Here is an 18290-nt window from a genome sequence, read left to right as displayed (position 1 = left end):
TCGTTCAGGCGTAGACGCCGTGCAGGAACCAGGCGCTGCCGCCATCGTCCAGCGGTTGCCGGAAGATGGCGACGACGCCCGCGTTGTCGTTGACCGCGATCCAGTAGTCGCGCACGACGTTGCGGTGGCCGACGGCCACCATCGCCGCGTCGTCCTGCGGCACGAGCGCGGTGAAGGGCGGCGCGGTCTGGTCCCGGGCTCCGGCTCCAGCTCCGGTCCCAGTCCCGGCCGCCGCGTCCGCTGGCGCTCGCGCCGGCAGGCGGTCCCACCAGCCGCCCTCGATGCGGTCGGGACCGACCAGCAGCGTCAGCGCGCCCTGGTAATGCGGCCGGTGTTCGCGCAGCGCCAGGCGCAGCGGCGGCTCCAGCAGGAAGCCGGGTTCGGGCATGGACGGCGCGGGCCGCGTCGCCAGGCGGCGGCGCCCCGTGCCGGAGGCGCCGGCGCGCTGGCCGTCGGTGGCGGGCTGCCAGCGCGTCATCCATTCGAGCCGGTGATCGTCGCCAGGCGCCGGCTGCATCACCCGCTCCGGGCCCAGGCGCGCGGCGATGCGCTCCAGCGTCAGGTAGAGCGTCTCGCCGGTGCGCACCGTGTCGGGCAGCAGCGAGGCGCTGTCCTCGGTCAGGGCCTGGACGCCGATCGCCTCCAGCCGCAGTTCGCCCACCGGCGCCAGCAGCTTCGTCTTGGCCAGGTGCTCGGCCATCAGCCGGCAGAAGTGCTCGAGCGCGCGGATCGGCTCGGCGGTGCGGATCGTCAGCGATCCGCCATCGCCCGCGTCCTTGGCGCGCATCGAGTCGTGCACCCAGTGCAGCGTCACGCCGGTCGCGCCGGCATGGCGCGCCGCCAGCCAGCCGCACAGCCGCATCAGCAGCGGCCTCGCGCCCAGCAGCAGCGCCGGCGCGTGGTCCACGCGGCCGGGCAGCTCGATGCGGGCGTGGAAATCCTCCGGCAGCACTTCCCAGCGATGCGCCTCCGGACGCAGCCCGTAGGCCTGGTCCAGCATCGCCAGCAGCGCCGCCCCGAAGCGCCGGCTGATGCCGCCGCGCGGCAAGGCCCGCAACTGGCCCAGCGTGTTGATGCCGGCACGGCTCAGCGGCTCGGCATGTTCGGCGCCGGCGCTCAGCGCCTGCAGCGGGAGCGGATCCAGCACCGCCTGCAGCAGCCGGCCACCCAGGTCCGGCACGCCGCAGCGCGCCAGCACCAGCGCGGCGGTGGCTGTCGGCGCCCAGCCGATGCCGACGGCGCCCAGGTCCGGCGCCTCGTCGGCGATGCGCGCCTGGAGCGCGCCCCGACCGCGGAACAAGCGCAGGCTGGCCTCGACCTCCATGACGACGGCGTCCTCCATCAGCGCCACGCGCGGCGTGAACTGCAGGCACCACACGGCCAGTCCCGCCTGCGCCTCCGGACAGATCCCCCAGGGATGGTCCGGCGGCGCGGCCGGATCAGCGGACGGCGCCGGCGGACGAGGCGGCAGGATCAGGGCGACCCACAACATCGGTCAGCTCCGGGAACAGGGCGAGCGGCTGCGGCGCGCGCGAGGATTCGGACAAGGCGGACGCTGCGGCGGGCGCGGCTTCGGTCGCGGCGGGCATGACCGGCGCGAGTGGCGCGATCGGCGCGACAGGGCGCATCGTGCTGGGCCGCATCACCCGGGGCGTCAGCACCCGCTCGAGCCCGCCCGGGATGGACGTCAGCCGCAGCGGCGTCTCGTGGGCGGGGCCCTTGCGCTTGAGGATCAGGACGTCCAGCGCCCAGTCGACGTCGATCGTCACCTGCAGCCGCAGCGGCGCCGGCGAGGGATCGTGGCGCGCGGCCAGCGGCCGGAACAGGAACACCGGCCCCTCGAAGGACTGCGCCAGCACCTGCAGCCGCCGCAGCTGTTCCGGCGCGGCCTGCGGCATCCAGGCCAGCACCGCGCCGGCGGCGTTGGACTTGATCAGCTGCTCGGCGCACCAGAGCCGCTCCGAGGGCGCGCGCGCGTCGATCCAGACCAGGTGGCGCTCGTCCAGTCCCAGGTGCATCAGGCCGGGCAGGTGCGGGCGCTTGGGCGGGCCGACCATCGCCACCGCGGCGCCGTCGGCGACCACGCGCCGCAGCGCCGGGCCGGCCAGCCGCCATTCGGCCAGCGAGAACTGCGGCAGCAGCAGTTCGGTCAGTTGGCGGCCGGGCCAGCCGCCGCCGGGCAGTTCCGCGTCCAGCGCGTCGAAGCCGCTGGGCCAGACGGTGTCGGTGCCGCGGCCCAGCGCGTCGCCGCGCCAGACGGCCTCGGCCACGGCGGGGGGAAGGGGCAAGGGCAGGGCGGACATGGCGGGGCGGTCGGCGGAACGATCAGCGGGACGGTCGGCGGAAGAGACGACAACGCCGGTCGTGACACCGGCGTTGGGAGCTGTATGTGCATACAGTATAGGTGGGACGGCCGACCCGTCCAGCGGATGTCGCGCTTCAAGTGGGGAGAATGTCCCGCTCCCTGGACGCCTGCCCGAAGCTCAGCGCGAAGCGCGTCCCGCCGTTGGCGGGCGCCTCCAGGCTGACGGTCCAGCCCAGGTGCTCGGCCACGCGCTTGACGATGGCCAGGCCCAGCCCGGCGCTGCCGGCGCCGGCTGGGTCCACCTGCATGAAGCGGTCGAAGATGCGGTCGCGCACGGCCGGCGGGATGCCGATGCCGGTGTCCTCGATGACGACGCGGCCGGCCTCGAGCCGGATGTCGACGCGGCCTTCCTCGGTGAACTGGCAGGCGTTGCGGATCAGGTTGCCCAGCGCGATCGCCGCGAGCTCGGGCCGCGCCGGCACTTCCAGGGCGGCATCGGCGGGAGCGGCATGCAGCGTCATCTCGACGGCCTTGCCCTTGAGCAGCGGCCGGCAGCGCTCCATCTCCTGGCGCAGCAGCGGCAGCACCGCGGTCGGCGGCGCGCCGATGCTGGCCGGATCGCGCGACAGCAGCAGCATCGCGACCACGCGCTCGCTGGTGTCGGCGGCGGTGCGGCGGATGCGCTCGGCCAGCTCGACCATGTCGTCGCGGCCGTGCAGGCGCGCCTTCAGGACCTCGGCGGCGCCCAGCATCACCGCCAGCGGGGTGCGCAGCTCATGGCTGACATCGCCGGTGAACCAGCGCTCGCGGTCCAGGTAGCGCTGCTGGGCCTCGGTCTTGGCGGCGAAGGCGCGCGAGAGCACGCCCAGTTCGTCGGTGGAATCCTGCAGCGGGTACTCGCGCGGCGCGGCGCCGGTTTCCACGGCGCGTGCCAGCGCGGTCACCGGCGCGACGATGCGGCTCGCGGTCAGCTGCGCCAGGAACAGCGCCAGCCCCAGGCAGCAGACGAAAGCCAGGCCGAGCAGGCCGTAGACGCCCGCCTCGATCTTGGCGAAGTCCTCGTCGCGGTCGGTCAGCACGAAGACCGGGCCGAGGTCGTCCCGGACCAGCGCGCTGACCAGCTGGCCGTCCTGCGGCAGCGTGTACTTGCCGGGCGGCTTCCCGCGCAGCGGGGCCGGGATCTCCGTGCCGCGGTAGAGCGTGACGCTGGGCGGCAGATCGGGCTCCAGGCCCTGCCGCTCGCGGGCGATCAGCTCATCGGCGGTGCGGCTCAGGCGCTGGTCGATCAGGCGGTCCTCGATGCTCGAGGCGATGCGCACCGCCGCCACGGCGAAGGCGCCGCAGACCAGCAGGGTCAGCAGCAGGAAGGCCGCGGCGACGCGCGTGCGCAGCGTCGTCGGCGCGGCGGTGGAGCGCAGGCGCCAGGGGGCGCGGGTCACGCGGGGCTCAGCCCGCATCGGGCGACACCAGCCGGTATCCGATGCCCGGATGGGTCTTCAGCAGCGGGACGGGGAAGGGCTTGTCCAACGCCGAGCGCAGCGCGTGGATGTGGGTGCGCAGCGCATCGCTGTCGGGCGGGTCGTTGCCCCAGACCTCGCGTTCCAGGTCCTCGCGGCGGACCAGCTTGGGGGCCTCGCGCAGCAGGGCCGAGAGCAGCTTGTAGCCGGTGGGCGTGAGCTGCAGCGGCTTGCCGGCGCGGGTGGCTTCCAGCGTGTCGGGGTCGAAGCTGACGTCGGCGTAGCTCACCGCCGAGCTCAGGTTCAGCCCGTGGGAGCGCCGCATCAGCGCCTTGAGGCGGATCTCCAGCTCGACCAGCGAGAAGGGCTTGACCAGGTAGTCGTCGGCGCCGCTCTCGAAGCCGGTGACCTTGTCGGCGATGGTGTCGCGCGCGGTCAGCATCAGGATGGGGGTCGGCCGGCGGAAGTCCTTGCGCAGGCGGCGGGCCACGTCCAGCCCGTCCAGGCCGGGCAGGGTCAGGTCCAGCACGATCGCGTCGTAGGAGCCGGCGGCGGCCTGCGCCAGCCCGCCCAGGCCGTTGCGGGCCACGTCCAGCTCGTAGCCCATCGGCTCGAGGTAGGCGAACAGGTTGGCGACGATGTCCGGGTTGTCTTCGATGACCAGCAGCTTCATGACGAGGCTCACGTTCCTGCGGCGCCGGGCGCCGCGTCGTCCTGGGGAGGGAGCCCGGAGGGGGGAAGTCCCCCGCCGGGCCCGCGGATGCCGGGAATGCTATGCGAGTCGGCCCGCGCCGACCTGTCGCTGGGCTGTCGCCCGGCGCGGCCGGGGTAACGGCCCCGGGAGCGGCCTTGGGATCGGCACAAGCAGCGGGCGATCTGCGCGCAAGGGGCCAAAACTTCCAGGGTTCCAACGCCTTCGTCACCTTTCGTGACGCAAGTCCCGCTGCGGTCACCGACCGAGCGGTCGGGAGATGACTTGAAATGCGGCGCAGGCGCATAATTTGCGGGTTAACCCCTATGCTTGCCCCCCTCTTCTCCATCCCGGCCGTCGAGCGGCTCACCCACACGCCCCGGCTGACCCTGCGTCCGCCCGCGGCGGCGGACGCCCGGACCTTCCGCGACCTGCTGTGCGACCCGGCGAATCGTCGATTCGAATCCGGCGGTCCCGCCATGTCCGAGCGGCTGGAGCAATGGCGCGGGCTGTGGGCGCGCGACGGACTGGGGCCGTGGGCGGTCGCGCTGCGCGAGCAGCCCTCGCTCGGGGCGATCGGCTTCGGCGGCCTGAGCCGGGGGCGGATCTGCGGCGCGCCGGCGCTGCTGCTGGAGTTCCACTTCCTGTCCGACCACTGGGGCCAGGGGTATGCGGCGGAGATGTCGCTGGCGGCGCTGGCGCTGGCCTTCGACAGCCTGCATGCGACCTCGGTGCAGGCGCTGCTGGCGCCGGGCAACACCGCGGCGCGCAAGACGCTGGAGCGGGTCGGGCTGCGGCTGACCGGCTCGGTCGCCGAGCATCCGGGCGAGGCGGCCAGCCTGCTCTACGAGATCAACGCCGCGCAGTACGCCGCGCACCCGCCGGCGCAGCCCGAGGCGACGCCGTTCGGCGCCTGAGGCCGGCCGGCCCCGCGCCCGCGGACCGACGCCGCCCCGACACCGCTACTGCTGCGGATACACCCGCAGCCCCGCCAGGTCCAGCACCCGCAGTCCGCCGTACTCGACTGCGATGAGCCGCTGCGCCTGCAGGTGGCGCAGGGCCTCGTTGACGCGCTGGCGCGAGAGCCCCACCAGGTGCCCCAGTTCCTGCTGCGTGATGCGCAGCAGCCCGTTCACACCGGGGTACAGCTGCGGATGGAACAGCGCCGCCAGGTTGCGGGCGACGCGCAGGTCGGGATCGCTCTGGCGGTCGATCTCGCGCGCGGCGATGAACTGGCCCAGCCGCTCGTTGAGCTGGTTCAGCACGTAGCGGTTGAAGGCCAGGCTGGTCTCCAGCAGCTCATGGAAGCTGTCCAGCGGCAGGCCGGCGACGACGCTGCGGCGCAGCGCCTGGATGTTGTAGCGGTAGGCCTCGCGCTTGAGCAGGGTGCCCTCGCCGAACCAGCCGCCCGGCGGCACGCCGGTGAAGGTGACCTGGCGCGCCGCCGCCTCGTCGTTGCTCATCTTGAGCAGGCCGTCGATGACGCCGAACCAGAAATTGGCTTCGCGCCCGATGCGGCAGATGCGCTCGCCGACCTCCACCTCCGCCACCTGGATGCTGGCGGAGACTCGCTCGCGCAGTTCCGGCTCGATCGCCTTCAGCCAGGGGATGGCGCCCATCTCCTGCGCACTCGCGGCCCGCGCCCGCAGCCGCAGCGGCTGCGTCGGCACGGCTCCCGACAGGGACGGGTGCAGGGGCGGCGGGGACGGCGAACCCAGCGCGGCGCGGACAGCGGTGTCGGTGATCGAGGCCATCCCCCGTTCATCGCGCCGGCGCATGACAACAGCCTGACGCGCCCCCCTGGGGAAAACGCTGCCCCGAACTCTCCCTAGGAATGTCGTCGCAACGACAACACGGCGTCAATGAGCCGGCCTACAGTCCATTCACCCCGCGGCATGAGCGCCTCCACCAGAGACGGCGACAGCGGGGACCACAAGGAGACGACGGTGGACCAGACCTTCCCCCGCTTGCTGCTCGCCCATGCACGGCAGCGCCCCGGCGCGCCGGCGCTGCGCGAGAAGGAGCTCGGCATCTGGCAGACGCTGGACTGGGCCGGGCTCGCGGCGCTGGTGCGTGATCTCGCGCACGGCTTCGCCGCCGCCGGCATGGCGCGCGGCCAGCATCTGGTGGTCATCGGCGAGAACCGGCCGCGGCTGTACGCGGCCATGCTCGCCGCGCAGTCGCTGGGCGCGATCCCGGTGCCGCTGTACCAGGACGCGGTGGCCGCCGAGTTCGTCTACCCGCTGCAGAACGCCGAGGTCGCCTTCGCCGTCGTCGAGGACCAGGAGCAGGTCGACAAGCTGCTCGAGATCCGCGACCAGTGCCCGGCGCTGCGCCGCGTCTGGTTCGACGATCCGCGCGGCCTGCGCCATTACGCGGCCGACGGCCTGGGCTCGATCGACGGCCTGTGCGACGACGGCCGCGCCCATGCGATGCGCCATCCCGGCTGGTTCGAGCGCGAGGTCGAGGCCGGCCGCGCCGAGGACGTGGCGGCGATGTTCTTCACCTCCGGCACCACCGGCCACCCGAAGGGCGTGGTCCACACCCATGCGACCTTGATCGACCGCGCGCAGGCGGGCGCGCGCTTCGACCGCCTCACCCACGACGAGGAGGTGCTGGCCTACCTGCCGTGCGCCTGGATCGGCCAGAACATCTTCAGCTATGCGCAGTGGCTGGCCTGCGGCTACGTCGTCAACTGTCCCGAGTCGGCCAGCACCGTCAGCATCGACCTCAAGGAGATCGGCCCGACCTACTACTTCGCGCCGCCGCGCGTCTTCGAGGGCCTGCTCACCAGCGTGATGATCCGCATGGAGGACGCCGGCGCGCTCAAGCGCTGGCTCTTCGCCCGCTGCATGGCGCTGGCCCGTCGCGTCGGGCCCGCGCTGATGGACGGCCAGTCGGTCGGCGGCTGGGAGCGCTTCAAGTACCGGCTCGGCGACCTCGCCGTCTACGGACCGCTGCGCAACGCGCTGGGCTTCTCGCGGGTGCGCGTGGCCTACACCGCCGGCGAGGCCATCGGCCCCGACCTGTTCAGCTTCTACCGCTCCATCGGCATCAACCTCAAGCAGCTCTACGGCTCGACCGAGACCGCGGTCTTCGTCTGCCTGCAGCCCGACCACGAGGCCAGGTCCGACACCGTCGGCGTGCCCATCGACGGCGTGGAGATCAAGCTCGCCGAGAGCGGCGAGATCCTGGTGCGCTCGCCGGGCCTGCTCAAGGGCTACTACAAGAACCCCGAAGCGACGGCTGAGGTGCTGGGCGCCGACGGCTGGTACCGCACCGGCGACGCGGGTTTCCTCGATGCCGGCGGCCACCTGAAGATCATCGACCGCGCCAAGGATGTCGGCCGGCTGCGCGGCGGCGCGCATGACGGCGCGATGTTCGCGCCCAAGTACGTCGAGAACAAGCTCAAGTTCTTCGCCTTCGTGAAGGAGGCGGTGGCCTTCGGCGATGGCCGCGACCGCGTCTGCGCCTTCGTCAACATCGACTTCGAGGCCGTCGGCAACTGGGCCGAGCGCCGCAACCTGCCCTACGCCGGCTACACCGACCTGGCCGGCAAGCCCGAGGTCTACGCGCTGATCCGCGACTGCGTGGAGAAGGTCAACGCCGACCTCGCGCAGGACGAGCGTCTGGCCGGCAGCCAGATCACCCGCTTCCTCGTGCTGCACAAGGAGCTGGATGCCGACGACGGCGAGCTCACCCGCACGCGCAAGGTCCGCCGCGGCGCGATCGCCGACAAGTACCAGGTGCTGATCGAGGCGCTCTACGACGGCCGGCCCTCGCAGTACATCGAGACGGCGGTCCGCTTCGAGGACGGCCGCAGCGGCAGTGTCGCCGCCGACCTGCGCATCGAGGAGGCCCGCACCTTCTCGCCCACCCGGAGGGCCGCCTGATGAGCGCCATCGCCACCGCGCCGGGCTCGGCGCTGTTCCAGGATGCCCAGGCCGCCGCGGCCGTCGCCGATCCGGGCGCGCCCGCCGCGAGCGAGTCGCCCGCCGCGCAGCGCCGTGTCGGCGAGGTGATCCTGGAAGTCAGCAACATCACGCTGTCCTTCGGCGGCGTGAAGGCGCTCAACGACATCAGCTTCGACGTCCGCGAGCACGAGATCCGCGCCATCATCGGCCCCAACGGCGCGGGCAAGAGCTCGATGCTGAACTGCATCAACGGCGTCTACCAGCCGCAGCAGGGCCGGGTGCTGTTCCGTGGCGAGGACGTTCGCCGGCTGAGCCCGCGCACGCGGCTGCGCCGCATGGCCGAGATGGGCGTGGCGCGCACCTTCCAGAACCTGGCGCTGTTCAAGGGCATGAGCGTGCTGGACAACATCATGAGCGGCCGCAACCTGCGCATGCGCACCGGCCTGTTCGCACAGGCCTTTCGCAATCCGTGGTGGAGCCCGGCGGAGCGCGAGGAGATCGCGCACCGCGAGCACGTCGAGCGCATCATCGATTTCCTCGAGATCCAGCCGTATCGCAAGACGCCGGTGGGCCGGCTGCCCTACGGGCTGCAGAAGCGCGTCGACCTGGGCCGCGCGCTGGCGATGGAGCCCAAGGTGCTGCTGCTGGACGAGCCGATGGCCGGCATGAACGTCGAGGAGAAGCAGGACATGTGCCGCTTCATCCTGGACGTCAACGACGAGTTCGGCACCACCATCGTGCTGATCGAGCACGACATGGGCGTGGTGATGGACATCAGCGACCGCGTGGTGGTGCTGGACTACGGCCGCAAGATCGGCGATGGCCGGCCCGACGAGGTCCGCGCCAACGAGGACGTGATCCGCGCCTACCTCGGCGCCTCGCATTGACGGCAGGACGCAGGAGCGATCGACATGGGCTTCTTCCTCGAAACGCTGATCGGCGGCCTGATGACGGGCATGCTGTATTCGCTGGTGGCGCTGGGCTTCGTGCTCATCTTCAAGGCCAGCGGCGTCTTCAACTTCGCGCAGGGCGCGATGGTGCTGTTCGCGGCGCTGGCGATGGCGCGTTTTGCCGAATGGATCCCGCGCTGGACCGGCTTGAGCGGCAAGCTCGCGGTCAACCTGCTGGCCTTCCTCGTGGCGATGGCGCTGATGGTGGCCGTCGCCTGGCTGATCCAGAAGCTGGTGCTGTCGCGCCTGGTCAACCAGGAGGGCATCACGCTGCTGATGGCCACGCTGGGCATCACCTACTTCCTGGACGGCTTCGGGCAGACGCTGTTCGGCTCGGACATCTACAAGATCGACGTCGGCCTGCCCAAGGATCCGGTCTTCCTCATGGAGCAGAGCTTCCAGGGCGGCGTGATGGTCAACCAGGAGGACCTGGCGGCCGCGCTGATCGCCGCGGTACTGGTCGCCGCGCTGTCGCTGTTCTTCCGCTTCACCGGCACCGGCCGCGCGCTGCGCGCGGTGGCGGACGACCACCAGGCGGCGCAGTCGATCGGCATCCCGCTGTCGCGCATCTGGGTGATCGTGTGGAGCGTGGCGGGCTTCGTCGCGCTGGTGGCCGGCATCATCTGGGGCTCCAAGCTGGGCGTGCAGTTCTCGCTCTCGCTGGTGGCGCTCAAGGCGCTGCCGGTGGTGATCCTGGGCGGGCTGACCTCGGTGCCGGGCGCCATCATCGGCGGGCTGATCATCGGCGTCGGCGAGAAGCTGTCGGAGATCTACATCGGCCCGTCGCTGGGCGGCGGCATCGAGATCTGGTTCGCCTACGTGCTGGCGCTGGTCTTCCTGCTGGTGCGGCCGCAGGGCCTCTTCGGCGAGAAGATCATCGACCGCGTCTGAACGGCCCGAACGCCTGAAACGGAGAACGACATGCTCTATCGCGAGAACGGCCAGTTCAAGACGAGCTACGGCGCGGACCAGCAGATCTTCCCGATCGCGCAGGACCGCGTGGCCATGGGGCTGCTGCTGGCGCTGGCGGTCATCGTGGTGCCGGGACTCGCGAGCGAGTACCTGCTGCGCGCGATTCTCATCCCCTTCCTGATCCTGTCGCTGGCGGCGCTGGGCCTGAACATCCTGGTCGGCTACTGCGGGCAGATCTCGCTGGGCACCGGCGGCTTCATGGCGGTGGGGGCCTACGCGGCCTTCAACTTCCTGGCGCGGGTGGACGGCATGCCGGTGGTCGCCGCCATCCTGCTGGGCGGGCTGTGCGCCACGGTGGTGGGCGTGCTCTTCGGCATCCCGTCGCTGCGCATCCGCGGCCTGTACCTGGCGGTGGCGACGCTGGCCGCGCAGTTCTTCTGCGACTGGGCCTTCCTGCGCATCAAGTGGCTGACCAACGATTCGCCCTCGGGCTCCGTCGGCGTGTCGGGGCTGTCGGTGCTGGGGCTGCCGGTGGAGACGCCGGTGCAGAAATACCTGTTCTGCCTGGCCTTCGTGCTGGTGTTCGGCCTGATCGCCAAGAACCTGGTGCGCGGGCACATCGGCCGCAGCTGGATGGCAATGCGCGACATGGACGTCGCCGCCGCCGTCATCGGCATCCGCCCGATGGCGGCCAAGCTCAGCGCCTTCGCGGTCAGCAGCTTCATCGTCGGCGTGGCCGGCGCGCTGTGGGCCTTCATCCATCTGGGCTCGTGGGAGCCGGCGGCGTTCTCCATCGACCGCAGCTTCCAGCTGCTGTTCATGGTCATCATCGGCGGTCTGGGCTCGATCGCCGGCGCCTTCTTCGGCGCGGCCTTCCTGGTCGTGCTGCCCATCGTGCTGGACAACCTGCCGTACTGGTTCGGCATCCCGATCGACACGGCGCTGGCCTCGCACCTGACCACGATGATCTTCGGCGCGCTGATCGTGTTCTTCCTGATCGTCGAGCCGCACGGCCTCGCGCGGCTCTGGCAGATCGCCAAGGAGAAGCTGCGCCTGTGGCCTTTCCCACATTGAAAGCCGCATTGATTCCGCATTGATTCCGCAGTTCCCCGCAGTCCTTCCGGTTCCGACACATTCAACAAGGCATCACGAGTGCCACCAGGAGACAGACCGATGAAGCCACACAAGACCTCGACGATCGCGGCGCGCGCCGCGCTGATGCTGGCCGCCGCGGCCAGCCTGCTGGGCGGCTCGGGCGCCGCGCTGGCGCAGGCCAAGGAGCAGTTCATCCCGCTGCTGGTCTACCGCACCGGCCCGTATGCGCCCAACGGCACGCCCTGGGCCAACGGCAAGCAGGACTACCTGAAGCTGATCAACGCGCGCGACGGTGGCATCAACGGCGTGAAGATCACCTTCGAGGAATGCGAGACCGGCTACGCCACCGACAAGGGCGTCGAGTGCTACGAGCGGCTCAAGGGCAAGGGCGCATCGCTGTTCGATCCGCAGGCCACCGGCATCACCTTCGCGCTGACCGACAAGGTGCCCACCGACAAGATCCCGCTGGTGACGCTGGGCTACGGGCTGTCGGCCTCGCAGGACGGCAATGTCTTCAAGTGGAATTTCCCGATGATGGGCAGCTACTGGACCGCCGCCGACATGCTGATCCAGCACCTGGCGAAGAAGGAGGGCGGCTTCGACAAGCTCAAGGGCAAGAAGATCGCGCTGGTCTATCACGACTCGCCCTTCGGCAAGGAGCCCATCCCGCTGCTGGAGGAGCGGCAGAAGATGCATGGCTTCGAGCTGGTGAAGATCCCGGTGACGGCGCCCGGCGTCGAGCAGAAGTCGGCCTGGCTGCAGGTGCGCCAGCAGCGTCCGGACTACGTGCTGCTGTGGGGCTGGGGCGTGATGAACTCGACCGCGCTGAAGGAAGCCCAGGCCACCGGCTACCCGCGCGAGAAGATGTACGGCGTGTGGTGGGCCGGCGCCGAGCCCGACGTCAAGGACGTGGGCGAAGGCGCCAAGGGCTACAACGCGCTGGCACTGAACGGCTCGGGCCAGCAGGCCAGGGTCATGCAGGACATCCTCAAGCATGTCCATGAGAAGGGCCAGGGCAGCGGGCCCAAGGAGGAGGTCGGCTCGGTGCTGTACACGCGCGGGATGATCATCTCGATGCTCAGCGTCGAGGCGATCCGCCGCGCGCAGGAGCGCTTCGGCAAGGGCAAGGTCATGACCGGCGAGCAGGTGCGCTGGGGCCTGGAGAACCTGTCCATCGACCAGAAGCGGCTCGACGCGCTCGGCCTGGGCAACCTGATCCGGCCGATCTCCACCTCCTGCCAGGACCACATGGGCTCCACCTGGGCGCGCGTCCACACCTGGGACGGCAGCAAGTGGAACTTCTCCTCCGACTGGCTGCAGGCCGACGAGCAGATCATCAAGCCGATGGTCAAGGCGGCGGCGGACAAGTACGCCAGCGACAAGAAGGTCACCCGCCGCACCCCGGCGGACTGCCAGAGCTGAGCCCGGAGCGCGCCATGACCAATGTCCTTCTGAACGTCAACGGCATCGAGGTCATCTACAACCACGTGATCCTCGTGCTGAAGGGGGTCTCGATGCAGGTGCCGGAAGGACGCATCGTGGCGCTGCTCGGCGGCAACGGCGCCGGCAAGACCACGACGCTGCGCGCGGTGAGCAACCTGCTCGCCGGCGAGCGCGGCGAGGTGACCAAGGGCTCCATCGAACTGCGCGGTGAGCGCATCGAGCGCCTGTCCACCTCCGCCATGGTCGACCGCGGCGTCATCCAGGTGATGGAAGGCCGTCACTGCTTCGCGCACCTGACGATCGAGGAGAACCTGCTGACCGGCGCCTACACCCGCAAGGACGGCAAGGCCGCGGTGGCCGAGACCCTCGAGAAGGTCTACGCCTACTTCCCGCGCCTGAAGACGCGGCGCGGCTCGCAGGCGGCCTACACCTCCGGCGGCGAGCAGCAGATGTGCGCGATCGGGCGCGCGCTGATGGCCAATCCCAAGATGGTGCTGCTGGACGAGCCCTCGATGGGCCTGGCGCCGCAGATCGTCGAGGAGGTCTTCGAGATCGTCCGCGACCTCAACCAGAAGGAGCGCACCACCTTCCTGCTGGCCGAGCAGAACACCAGCATGGCGCTGCGCTACGCCGATTACGGCTACATCCTCGAGAACGGCCGCGTCGTCATGGACGGCGAGGCCCAGGCGCTGCGGGACAACGAGGACGTGCGCGAGTTCTACCTCGGCATGGGCGGCACCGACCGCAAGAGCTTCCGCGACGTCAAGAGCTACAAGCGCCGCAAGCGCTGGCTGGCCTGAGGCCCGCCGCCGCGCGCCCTGACCGGAGATCCAAGGGAGAGCAGTTCATGGACAACGACTTCTTCGCGCCACCGCCGTTCAAGGTCGAGGAGGCGCTCGTGCAGCTCCGCCGCGCGCTGCGCGACCTGCGCCAGCTCACCGAGCGCGGCGACAGCTGGAGCTTCGAGGGCAGCGAGGTCCTCCGGCTGTCGGCCGGGGACGGCCAGATCAGCGCGCAACTGGCGAAGAAGCCGATGCGCAGCCCCGACTGGGAGACCCGCGCCTGCCGCAGCGCCGCCGACGTGCGCAAGCTCCAGGACGACCTCAAGCGCCGGCTCGCGCAATGGGCGGACGAGTGATGGCCGCGGAGTTCTACGACACCCTCGAGGCCCGCGATCCCGCGCTCCGCGAGGCCGCCCTGATGGCGGCGCTGCCGCACCAGGTCGCCAACGCGCGGCAGCACACCGAGGCCTTCGCCGCGCTGCTGGCCGAGGTCGAGCCCGACCAGGTCCGCAGCCGCGCCGCGCTGGCCCGGCTGCCGGTGACGCGCAAGTCGGAACTGCTGGCGCGCCAGCAGGCGGTGCGCGCCGACGGCGGACGCGGCGCCTTCGAGCCCTTCGGCGGTTTCTCCACCATCGGCTGGCGCGGCCTGAAGCGCGACACCGGCGCGCGCCGCGTGTTCCAGTCGCCCGGCACGATCTACGAGCCCGAAGGCCTGGGCCGCGACTACTGGCGCGTCGGACGCGCGCTGCACGCGGCCGGGCTGCGCGCCGGCGACCTGGTCCACAACTCCTTCAGCTACCACCTCACCCCCGCCGGCGCCATGATGGAAGGCGGCGCCGAGGCGCTGGGCTGCACCGTCTTCGCCGGCGGCGTCGGCAACACCGAGCTGCAACTGCAGGCGATGGCTGAGCTGCGGCCCCACGCCTACGTCGGCACGCCCAGCTTCCTGAAGATCCTGCTCGACAAGGCGGCCGAGCAGGGCCAGCCGCTGTCGGTGCGCAAGGCGCTCGTCAGCGGCGAGGCCTTCCCCGCCGCGCTGCGCGACTGGTGCGTGGAGCGCGGCGTGACCGGCTTCCAGTGCTACGCCACCGCCGACCTGGGCCTGATCGCCTACGAGACCTCGGCCCGCCAGGGCCTGGTCGTGGACGAAGGCGTCATCGTCGAGATCGTCCGCCCCGGCACCGGCGACCCCGTGCCCGAGGGCGAGGTCGGCGAGGTCGTCGTCACCACCCTCAACCCGGATTACCCGCTGATCCGCTTTGGCACCGGCGACCTGTCGGCGGTGCTGCCGGGCAGTTGCCCGACCGGGCGCACCAACCTGCGCATCAAGGGCTGGATGGGGCGCGCCGACCAGAGCGCCAAGGTGCGGGGCATGTTCGTGCATGCCGGCCAGGTCGCCGAGGTGCTGCGGCGCTTCCCGCAGGCGCGGCGCGGGCGGCTGGTCGTCGAGGGGGAGATGGCGCAGGACCGGATGACGCTGCGGGTGGAGACGGCCGGCGCCGTCCCCGAGGGCCTGGCGGACCAGCTGGCCGTCGCCTTGCGCGAGGTGACCAAGCTGCGGGGCGAGGTGGCTTTCGTCGCCGAGGGCGCGCTGCCCAACGACGGAAAAGTCATCGAGGACCTGCGCAAGTTCGACTGATTTCCCGCTATTTCGCGGCAGATGCCCGGGTCCCAGGCCCAGCGGGAGGCCGGCTTACGTAGTTTCCGAAGGTTGCAGGGAAGGGCGGCGACCTAGCATCCGCGCCATCACCCACACCTCCATCGAGGAAGAGACAGCCATGAAGAAGACCTTGCTCGCCTGTGTCGCGTTGCTGAGCGTCGGCGCCGCCTGGGCCGAATATCCCGACAAGCCGGTGACCATCGTCGTTCCGTTCGCCGCCGGCGGCCCGACCGACAAGGTCGCCCGCGACCTGGCCGAGGCGCTGCGCAAGCCGCTGAACGCGACCATCGTGATCGAGAACGTCGGCGGCGCCGGCGGCACGCTGGGCGCCACCAAGGTGTCCAAGGCCGCGCCGGACGGCTACACCCTGCTGCTGCACCACATCGGCATGTCGACCGCGCCGGCCCTGTACCGCAACCTGCAGTACAAGACCCTGGACGACTTCGAGTACCTCGGCCTGATCAACGAAGTGCCGATGACGCTGATCTCGCGCCCGAACCTGCCGGCCAACAACTACGCCGAGCTGCAGAAGTGGCTTCACGCCAACCAGGGCAAGATCAACCTGGCCAACGCGGGCCTGGGATCGGCCTCGCACCTGTGCGGCCTGCTCTACATGAGCACGATCAAGATCGACATGACCACCGTCCCCTACAAGGGCACCGGCCCCGCCATGACCGACCTGATCGGCGGCCAGGTCGACATCATGTGCGACCAGACCACCAACACCACCTCGCAGATCGACGGCGGCAAGGTCAAGGCCTTCGCGGTCTCCACGCCCAAGCGCCTGGGCGGCTCGCTGGCCAAGCTGCCGACGCTGGACGAATCCGGCGTGAAGGGCTTCAACGTGTCGATCTGGCACGGCATGTACGCGCCCAAGGGCACGCCCAAGGCGGTGCTGGACAAGATCAACACCGCGCTGAAGACGGCGCTCAAGGACGCCGACTTCCACAAGCGCGAGGAAGCGCTGGGCGCGGTGATCGTGACCGACAACCGCGTGAACCCGGCCGAGCACAAGAAGTTCGTCGAGGCCGAGATCCACAAGTGGACCCCGGTCATCAAGGCGGCCGGCCAGTACGCTGACTGATTGCCGATTGATCGCCGGCTGATCGCCCCGCAAGCCCGCCTCCTGGCGGGCTTTTTCATTGCGGCGGGCGCCGGGTCACGCCGGCGAGCGGCACACCACCGACAGCTTGTTGCCGTCCAGGTCGCGGAAGTAGGCCGCGTAGAAGTTGGGCCCGTAGCTCTCGCGCAGGCCGGGACGGCCTTCATCCCGGCCGCCGCCGGCCAGCGCCGCCGCGTGGACCGCGTCGACCTGGGCCCGCGTCGAGGCGGCCAGTCCCAGCATCGTGCCGTTGCCGGCGGTCGCGTCCAGGCCGTTGAAGGGCTGCACGATCCACAGCTGGGTCTCGCCGCCCTCGGGGCCGTAGCCGACCATCTCGTCGTCCGCGTAGCCGGGCTTGAGGCCCAGCGGCGCGAGCACCGCGTCGTAGAAGGCCTTGGCCGCGCGGCGGTCGTTGCTGCCCAAGGTCACGTAGCTGATCATCGTTGGCTCCCCTTCATCGGGTGGTCGTTCAAGTCGTCGCTCGGAGGTCTGTCACATCCGCATCGGAATGGTCACCGGCCCGTCGTTGACCAGGCTGACCTGCATGTCGGCGCCGAATTCGCCAGTGTGCACGACCGGATGCTGCGCCTGGGCCGAGCGCACCAGGTGGTCGTAAAGCCGGCGGCCGAGCTCGGCGGGCGCGGCGCCGGTGAAGCTCGGCCGGTTCCCGCCGGAGGTGTCCGCCGCCAGCGTGAACTGCGAGACGACCAGCAGCCCGCCGCCCACGTCCTGCAGGCTGCGGTTCATCTTGCCGGCCTCGTCGCTGAAGATGCGCAGCTTCAGGATCTTCTGCAGCAGCTTGTCGGCCACCGCCTCGTTGTCCTGCGGCTCGGCGCAGACCAGCAGCAGCAGGCCCGGCCCGATGCGTCCGGTGCAGCGGTCGCCGACATCGACCCGGGCTTCCTTCACGCGTTGGAGCAGCGCGATCATGCCTGTCCTTCCTTGGGGGTGGGTGGGGTGAGCGGGGAGGGAGCGCCGGGGGCGTCCTTCGGGGTGTCCTCCTGCGCCTGGGCCTGGACCTGGGCCTCCTGCGCGGCCTGCTCGGCGAAGCGCGTCTCGACATTCACCGGCAGCAGCTGGATGCTGGCGCGGATGCCGGGCAGCGCGCGCATCAGCGCCTGCTCGACCTCGCCGCGCAGCTTCGCGGCCTCGCCCAGCGTCCAGCGCGCCGGCACGTGCAGGTGGAAATCGACATAGCGGCGCTGACCCGCGACGCGAGTGGCGACATGGTCGAAGCGCAGCTCAGGCGACGCGAAGCCCTTCAGCACGGCGGAGATCGCCTGCTGGTCCTCGGGCTCGAGCGCCATGTCCATCAGCCCGGCGGTGGAGCGCCACATCAGGTGCATCGCCTCGCGCAGGATGTTCAGCGCCACCAGGATGGCCAGCACCGGATCCAGCCAGGTCCAGCCGGTGAGCAGCACGCCGACCAGCCCGGCCACGACGCCGACCGAGGTCCAGACATCGGTGAAGAGGTGGCGCGCGTCGGCTTCCAGCGCGATCGAGCGGTGCTCCCGCGCCGCCCGCAGCATCTTCCAGGCCAGCGCGCCGTTGATCGCGGTGCTCACCAGCGACAGCACCATGCCGACGCCCAGCGCCTCCAGCGGCTGCGGCGTGCGCAGCCGCTCGATCGCGGCCCAGCCGATCCCCAGCGCGGCCACCAGGATCAGCGCGCCCTCGAAGGCGCTGGAGAAATACTCCGCCTTGTGATGGCCGAAGGGGTGGTCCTCGTCGGGCGGGCGACGGGCGATGGTCACCATCGCCAGGCCGAAGAGCGCGCCGGCCAGGTTCACCCCCGATTCGAGGGCGTCCGACAGCAGGCCCACCGAGCCCGTCCACCACCAGGCGGCCGTCTTCAGGGCGATGGTCAGCACTGCCACGAGGACCGAGAGCTTCAGGTATTGCTGCACTTGCATGGCGCCGATTTTGCCGGTCCTAGAATGGCGCCCGTTCGACTTGCGCGCCCTCCCTGGAGGGCTCCC

18 protein-coding genes are annotated in these 18290 nt (G+C 70.8%); 10 read left to right on the top strand and 8 right to left on the bottom strand.

What is annotated here, in order from left to right; all coding sequences use genetic code 11:
- Window positions 1-4: 4 nt before the first annotated feature.
- The 4 genes from FHT37_RS12935 to FHT37_RS12920 form a co-directional block, all read right to left on the bottom strand.
- Window positions 5-1492 (bottom strand): DNA polymerase Y family protein, encoded by a 1488-nt coding sequence (locus tag FHT37_RS12935; protein WP_183481856.1) that lies wholly within the window; start codon window positions 1490-1492, stop codon window positions 5-7.
- The gene (gene imuA, locus FHT37_RS12930) at window positions 1440-2303 is read right to left on the bottom strand and encodes a translesion DNA synthesis-associated protein ImuA (RefSeq protein ID WP_183481854.1); all 864 of its coding nucleotides are present in this window, start codon (window positions 2301-2303) and stop codon (window positions 1440-1442) included. Before imuA ends, FHT37_RS12935 begins: the two co-directional genes overlap by 53 nt.
- A 136-nt stretch (window positions 2304-2439) precedes the next feature.
- Window positions 2440-3744 carry a HAMP domain-containing sensor histidine kinase gene (locus FHT37_RS12925; protein ID WP_183481851.1) on the bottom strand — a complete coding sequence of 435 codons (1305 nt, stop codon included), beginning with the start codon at window positions 3742-3744 and terminating at the stop codon, window positions 2440-2442.
- A gap of 7 nt (window positions 3745-3751) precedes the next feature.
- Complete coding sequence (locus FHT37_RS12920) at window positions 3752-4435, bottom strand: response regulator transcription factor (protein ID WP_091725845.1); 684 nt, start codon at window positions 4433-4435, stop codon at window positions 3752-3754.
- Window positions 4436-4779: 344 nt separating this feature from the next.
- Between FHT37_RS12920 and FHT37_RS12915 the strand changes: the two genes are divergently transcribed.
- Window positions 4780-5370: a GNAT family N-acetyltransferase gene (locus tag FHT37_RS12915; protein WP_183481848.1), complete on the top strand. Its 591-nt coding sequence runs from the start codon at window positions 4780-4782 to the stop codon at window positions 5368-5370.
- A gap of 45 nt (window positions 5371-5415) precedes the next feature.
- Here the strand turns inward: FHT37_RS12915 and FHT37_RS12910 are convergent, their stop codons facing one another.
- Complete coding sequence (locus FHT37_RS12910; RefSeq protein WP_404932661.1) at window positions 5416-6072, bottom strand: Crp/Fnr family transcriptional regulator; 657 nt, start codon at window positions 6070-6072, stop codon at window positions 5416-5418.
- 327 nt (window positions 6073-6399) lie between these two features.
- Between FHT37_RS12910 and FHT37_RS12905 the strand changes: the two genes are divergently transcribed.
- The 9 genes from FHT37_RS12905 (at window position 6400) to FHT37_RS12865 (ending at window position 16293) form a co-directional block, all read left to right on the top strand.
- The gene (locus FHT37_RS12905; protein ID WP_183482977.1) at window positions 6400-8346 is read left to right on the top strand and encodes an AMP-binding protein; all 1947 of its coding nucleotides are present in this window, start codon (window positions 6400-6402) and stop codon (window positions 8344-8346) included.
- A complete protein-coding gene (locus tag FHT37_RS12900) occupies window positions 8346-9254 on the top strand; it encodes an ABC transporter ATP-binding protein (protein ID WP_091725836.1) in 909 nt (302 codons plus the stop codon). Before FHT37_RS12905 ends, FHT37_RS12900 begins: the two co-directional genes overlap by 1 nt.
- A gap of 24 nt (window positions 9255-9278) precedes the next feature.
- The gene (locus tag FHT37_RS12895) at window positions 9279-10208 is read left to right on the top strand and encodes a branched-chain amino acid ABC transporter permease (RefSeq protein ID WP_091725832.1); all 930 of its coding nucleotides are present in this window, start codon (window positions 9279-9281) and stop codon (window positions 10206-10208) included.
- Between the two features lie 30 nt (window positions 10209-10238).
- Window positions 10239-11303 carry a branched-chain amino acid ABC transporter permease gene (locus tag FHT37_RS12890; RefSeq protein WP_147242214.1) on the top strand — a complete coding sequence of 355 codons (1065 nt, stop codon included), beginning with the start codon at window positions 10239-10241 and terminating at the stop codon, window positions 11301-11303.
- A gap of 99 nt (window positions 11304-11402) precedes the next feature.
- Window positions 11403-12746, top strand: coding sequence for an ABC transporter substrate-binding protein (locus FHT37_RS12885; protein WP_183481845.1), 1344 nt, complete (start codon window positions 11403-11405; stop codon window positions 12744-12746).
- Between the two features lie 14 nt (window positions 12747-12760).
- Window positions 12761-13567 (top strand): ABC transporter ATP-binding protein, encoded by an 807-nt coding sequence (locus FHT37_RS12880; protein WP_091725821.1) that lies wholly within the window; start codon window positions 12761-12763, stop codon window positions 13565-13567.
- 47 nt (window positions 13568-13614) lie between these two features.
- Entirely contained in the window at window positions 13615-13905 is a 291-nt protein-coding gene (locus FHT37_RS12875; protein ID WP_147242213.1) for a hypothetical protein, read from the top strand.
- Window positions 13890-15188 (top strand): phenylacetate--CoA ligase family protein, encoded by a 1299-nt coding sequence (locus FHT37_RS12870; protein WP_409072708.1) that lies wholly within the window; start codon window positions 13890-13892, stop codon window positions 15186-15188. Before FHT37_RS12875 ends, FHT37_RS12870 begins: the two co-directional genes overlap by 16 nt.
- Before the next feature lie 139 nt (window positions 15189-15327).
- The gene (locus tag FHT37_RS12865) at window positions 15328-16293 is read left to right on the top strand and encodes a tripartite tricarboxylate transporter substrate-binding protein (protein ID WP_183481842.1); all 966 of its coding nucleotides are present in this window, start codon (window positions 15328-15330) and stop codon (window positions 16291-16293) included.
- Between the two features lie 75 nt (window positions 16294-16368).
- Here FHT37_RS12865 and FHT37_RS12860 read toward each other — a convergent pair whose 3' ends face one another.
- Genes FHT37_RS12860 through FHT37_RS12850 form a run of 3 tightly spaced genes read right to left on the bottom strand, consistent with a single transcriptional unit; the run spans window position 16369 to window position 18224 of the window.
- Window positions 16369-16752 (bottom strand): VOC family protein, encoded by a 384-nt coding sequence (locus FHT37_RS12860; RefSeq protein ID WP_091725807.1) that lies wholly within the window; start codon window positions 16750-16752, stop codon window positions 16369-16371.
- A 51-nt stretch (window positions 16753-16803) separates the two neighbouring features.
- Entirely contained in the window at window positions 16804-17241 is a 438-nt protein-coding gene (gene dtd, locus FHT37_RS12855) for a D-aminoacyl-tRNA deacylase (RefSeq protein WP_183481839.1), read from the bottom strand.
- Window positions 17238-18224, bottom strand: a complete 987-nt coding sequence (locus tag FHT37_RS12850; RefSeq protein WP_183481836.1) for a cation diffusion facilitator family transporter — start codon at window positions 18222-18224, stop codon at window positions 17238-17240. The genes dtd and FHT37_RS12850 overlap by 4 nt, the downstream gene beginning before the upstream one ends.
- Window positions 18225-18290: the final 66 nt, after the last annotated feature.

Source organism: Mitsuaria sp. BK037, assembly GCF_014193045.1.
GTDB lineage: Bacteria > Pseudomonadota > Gammaproteobacteria > Burkholderiales > Burkholderiaceae_C > Roseateles.
Note: the sequence above shows the minus strand (reverse complement) of the source record. Positions and strands in the feature narration are given on the sequence as shown.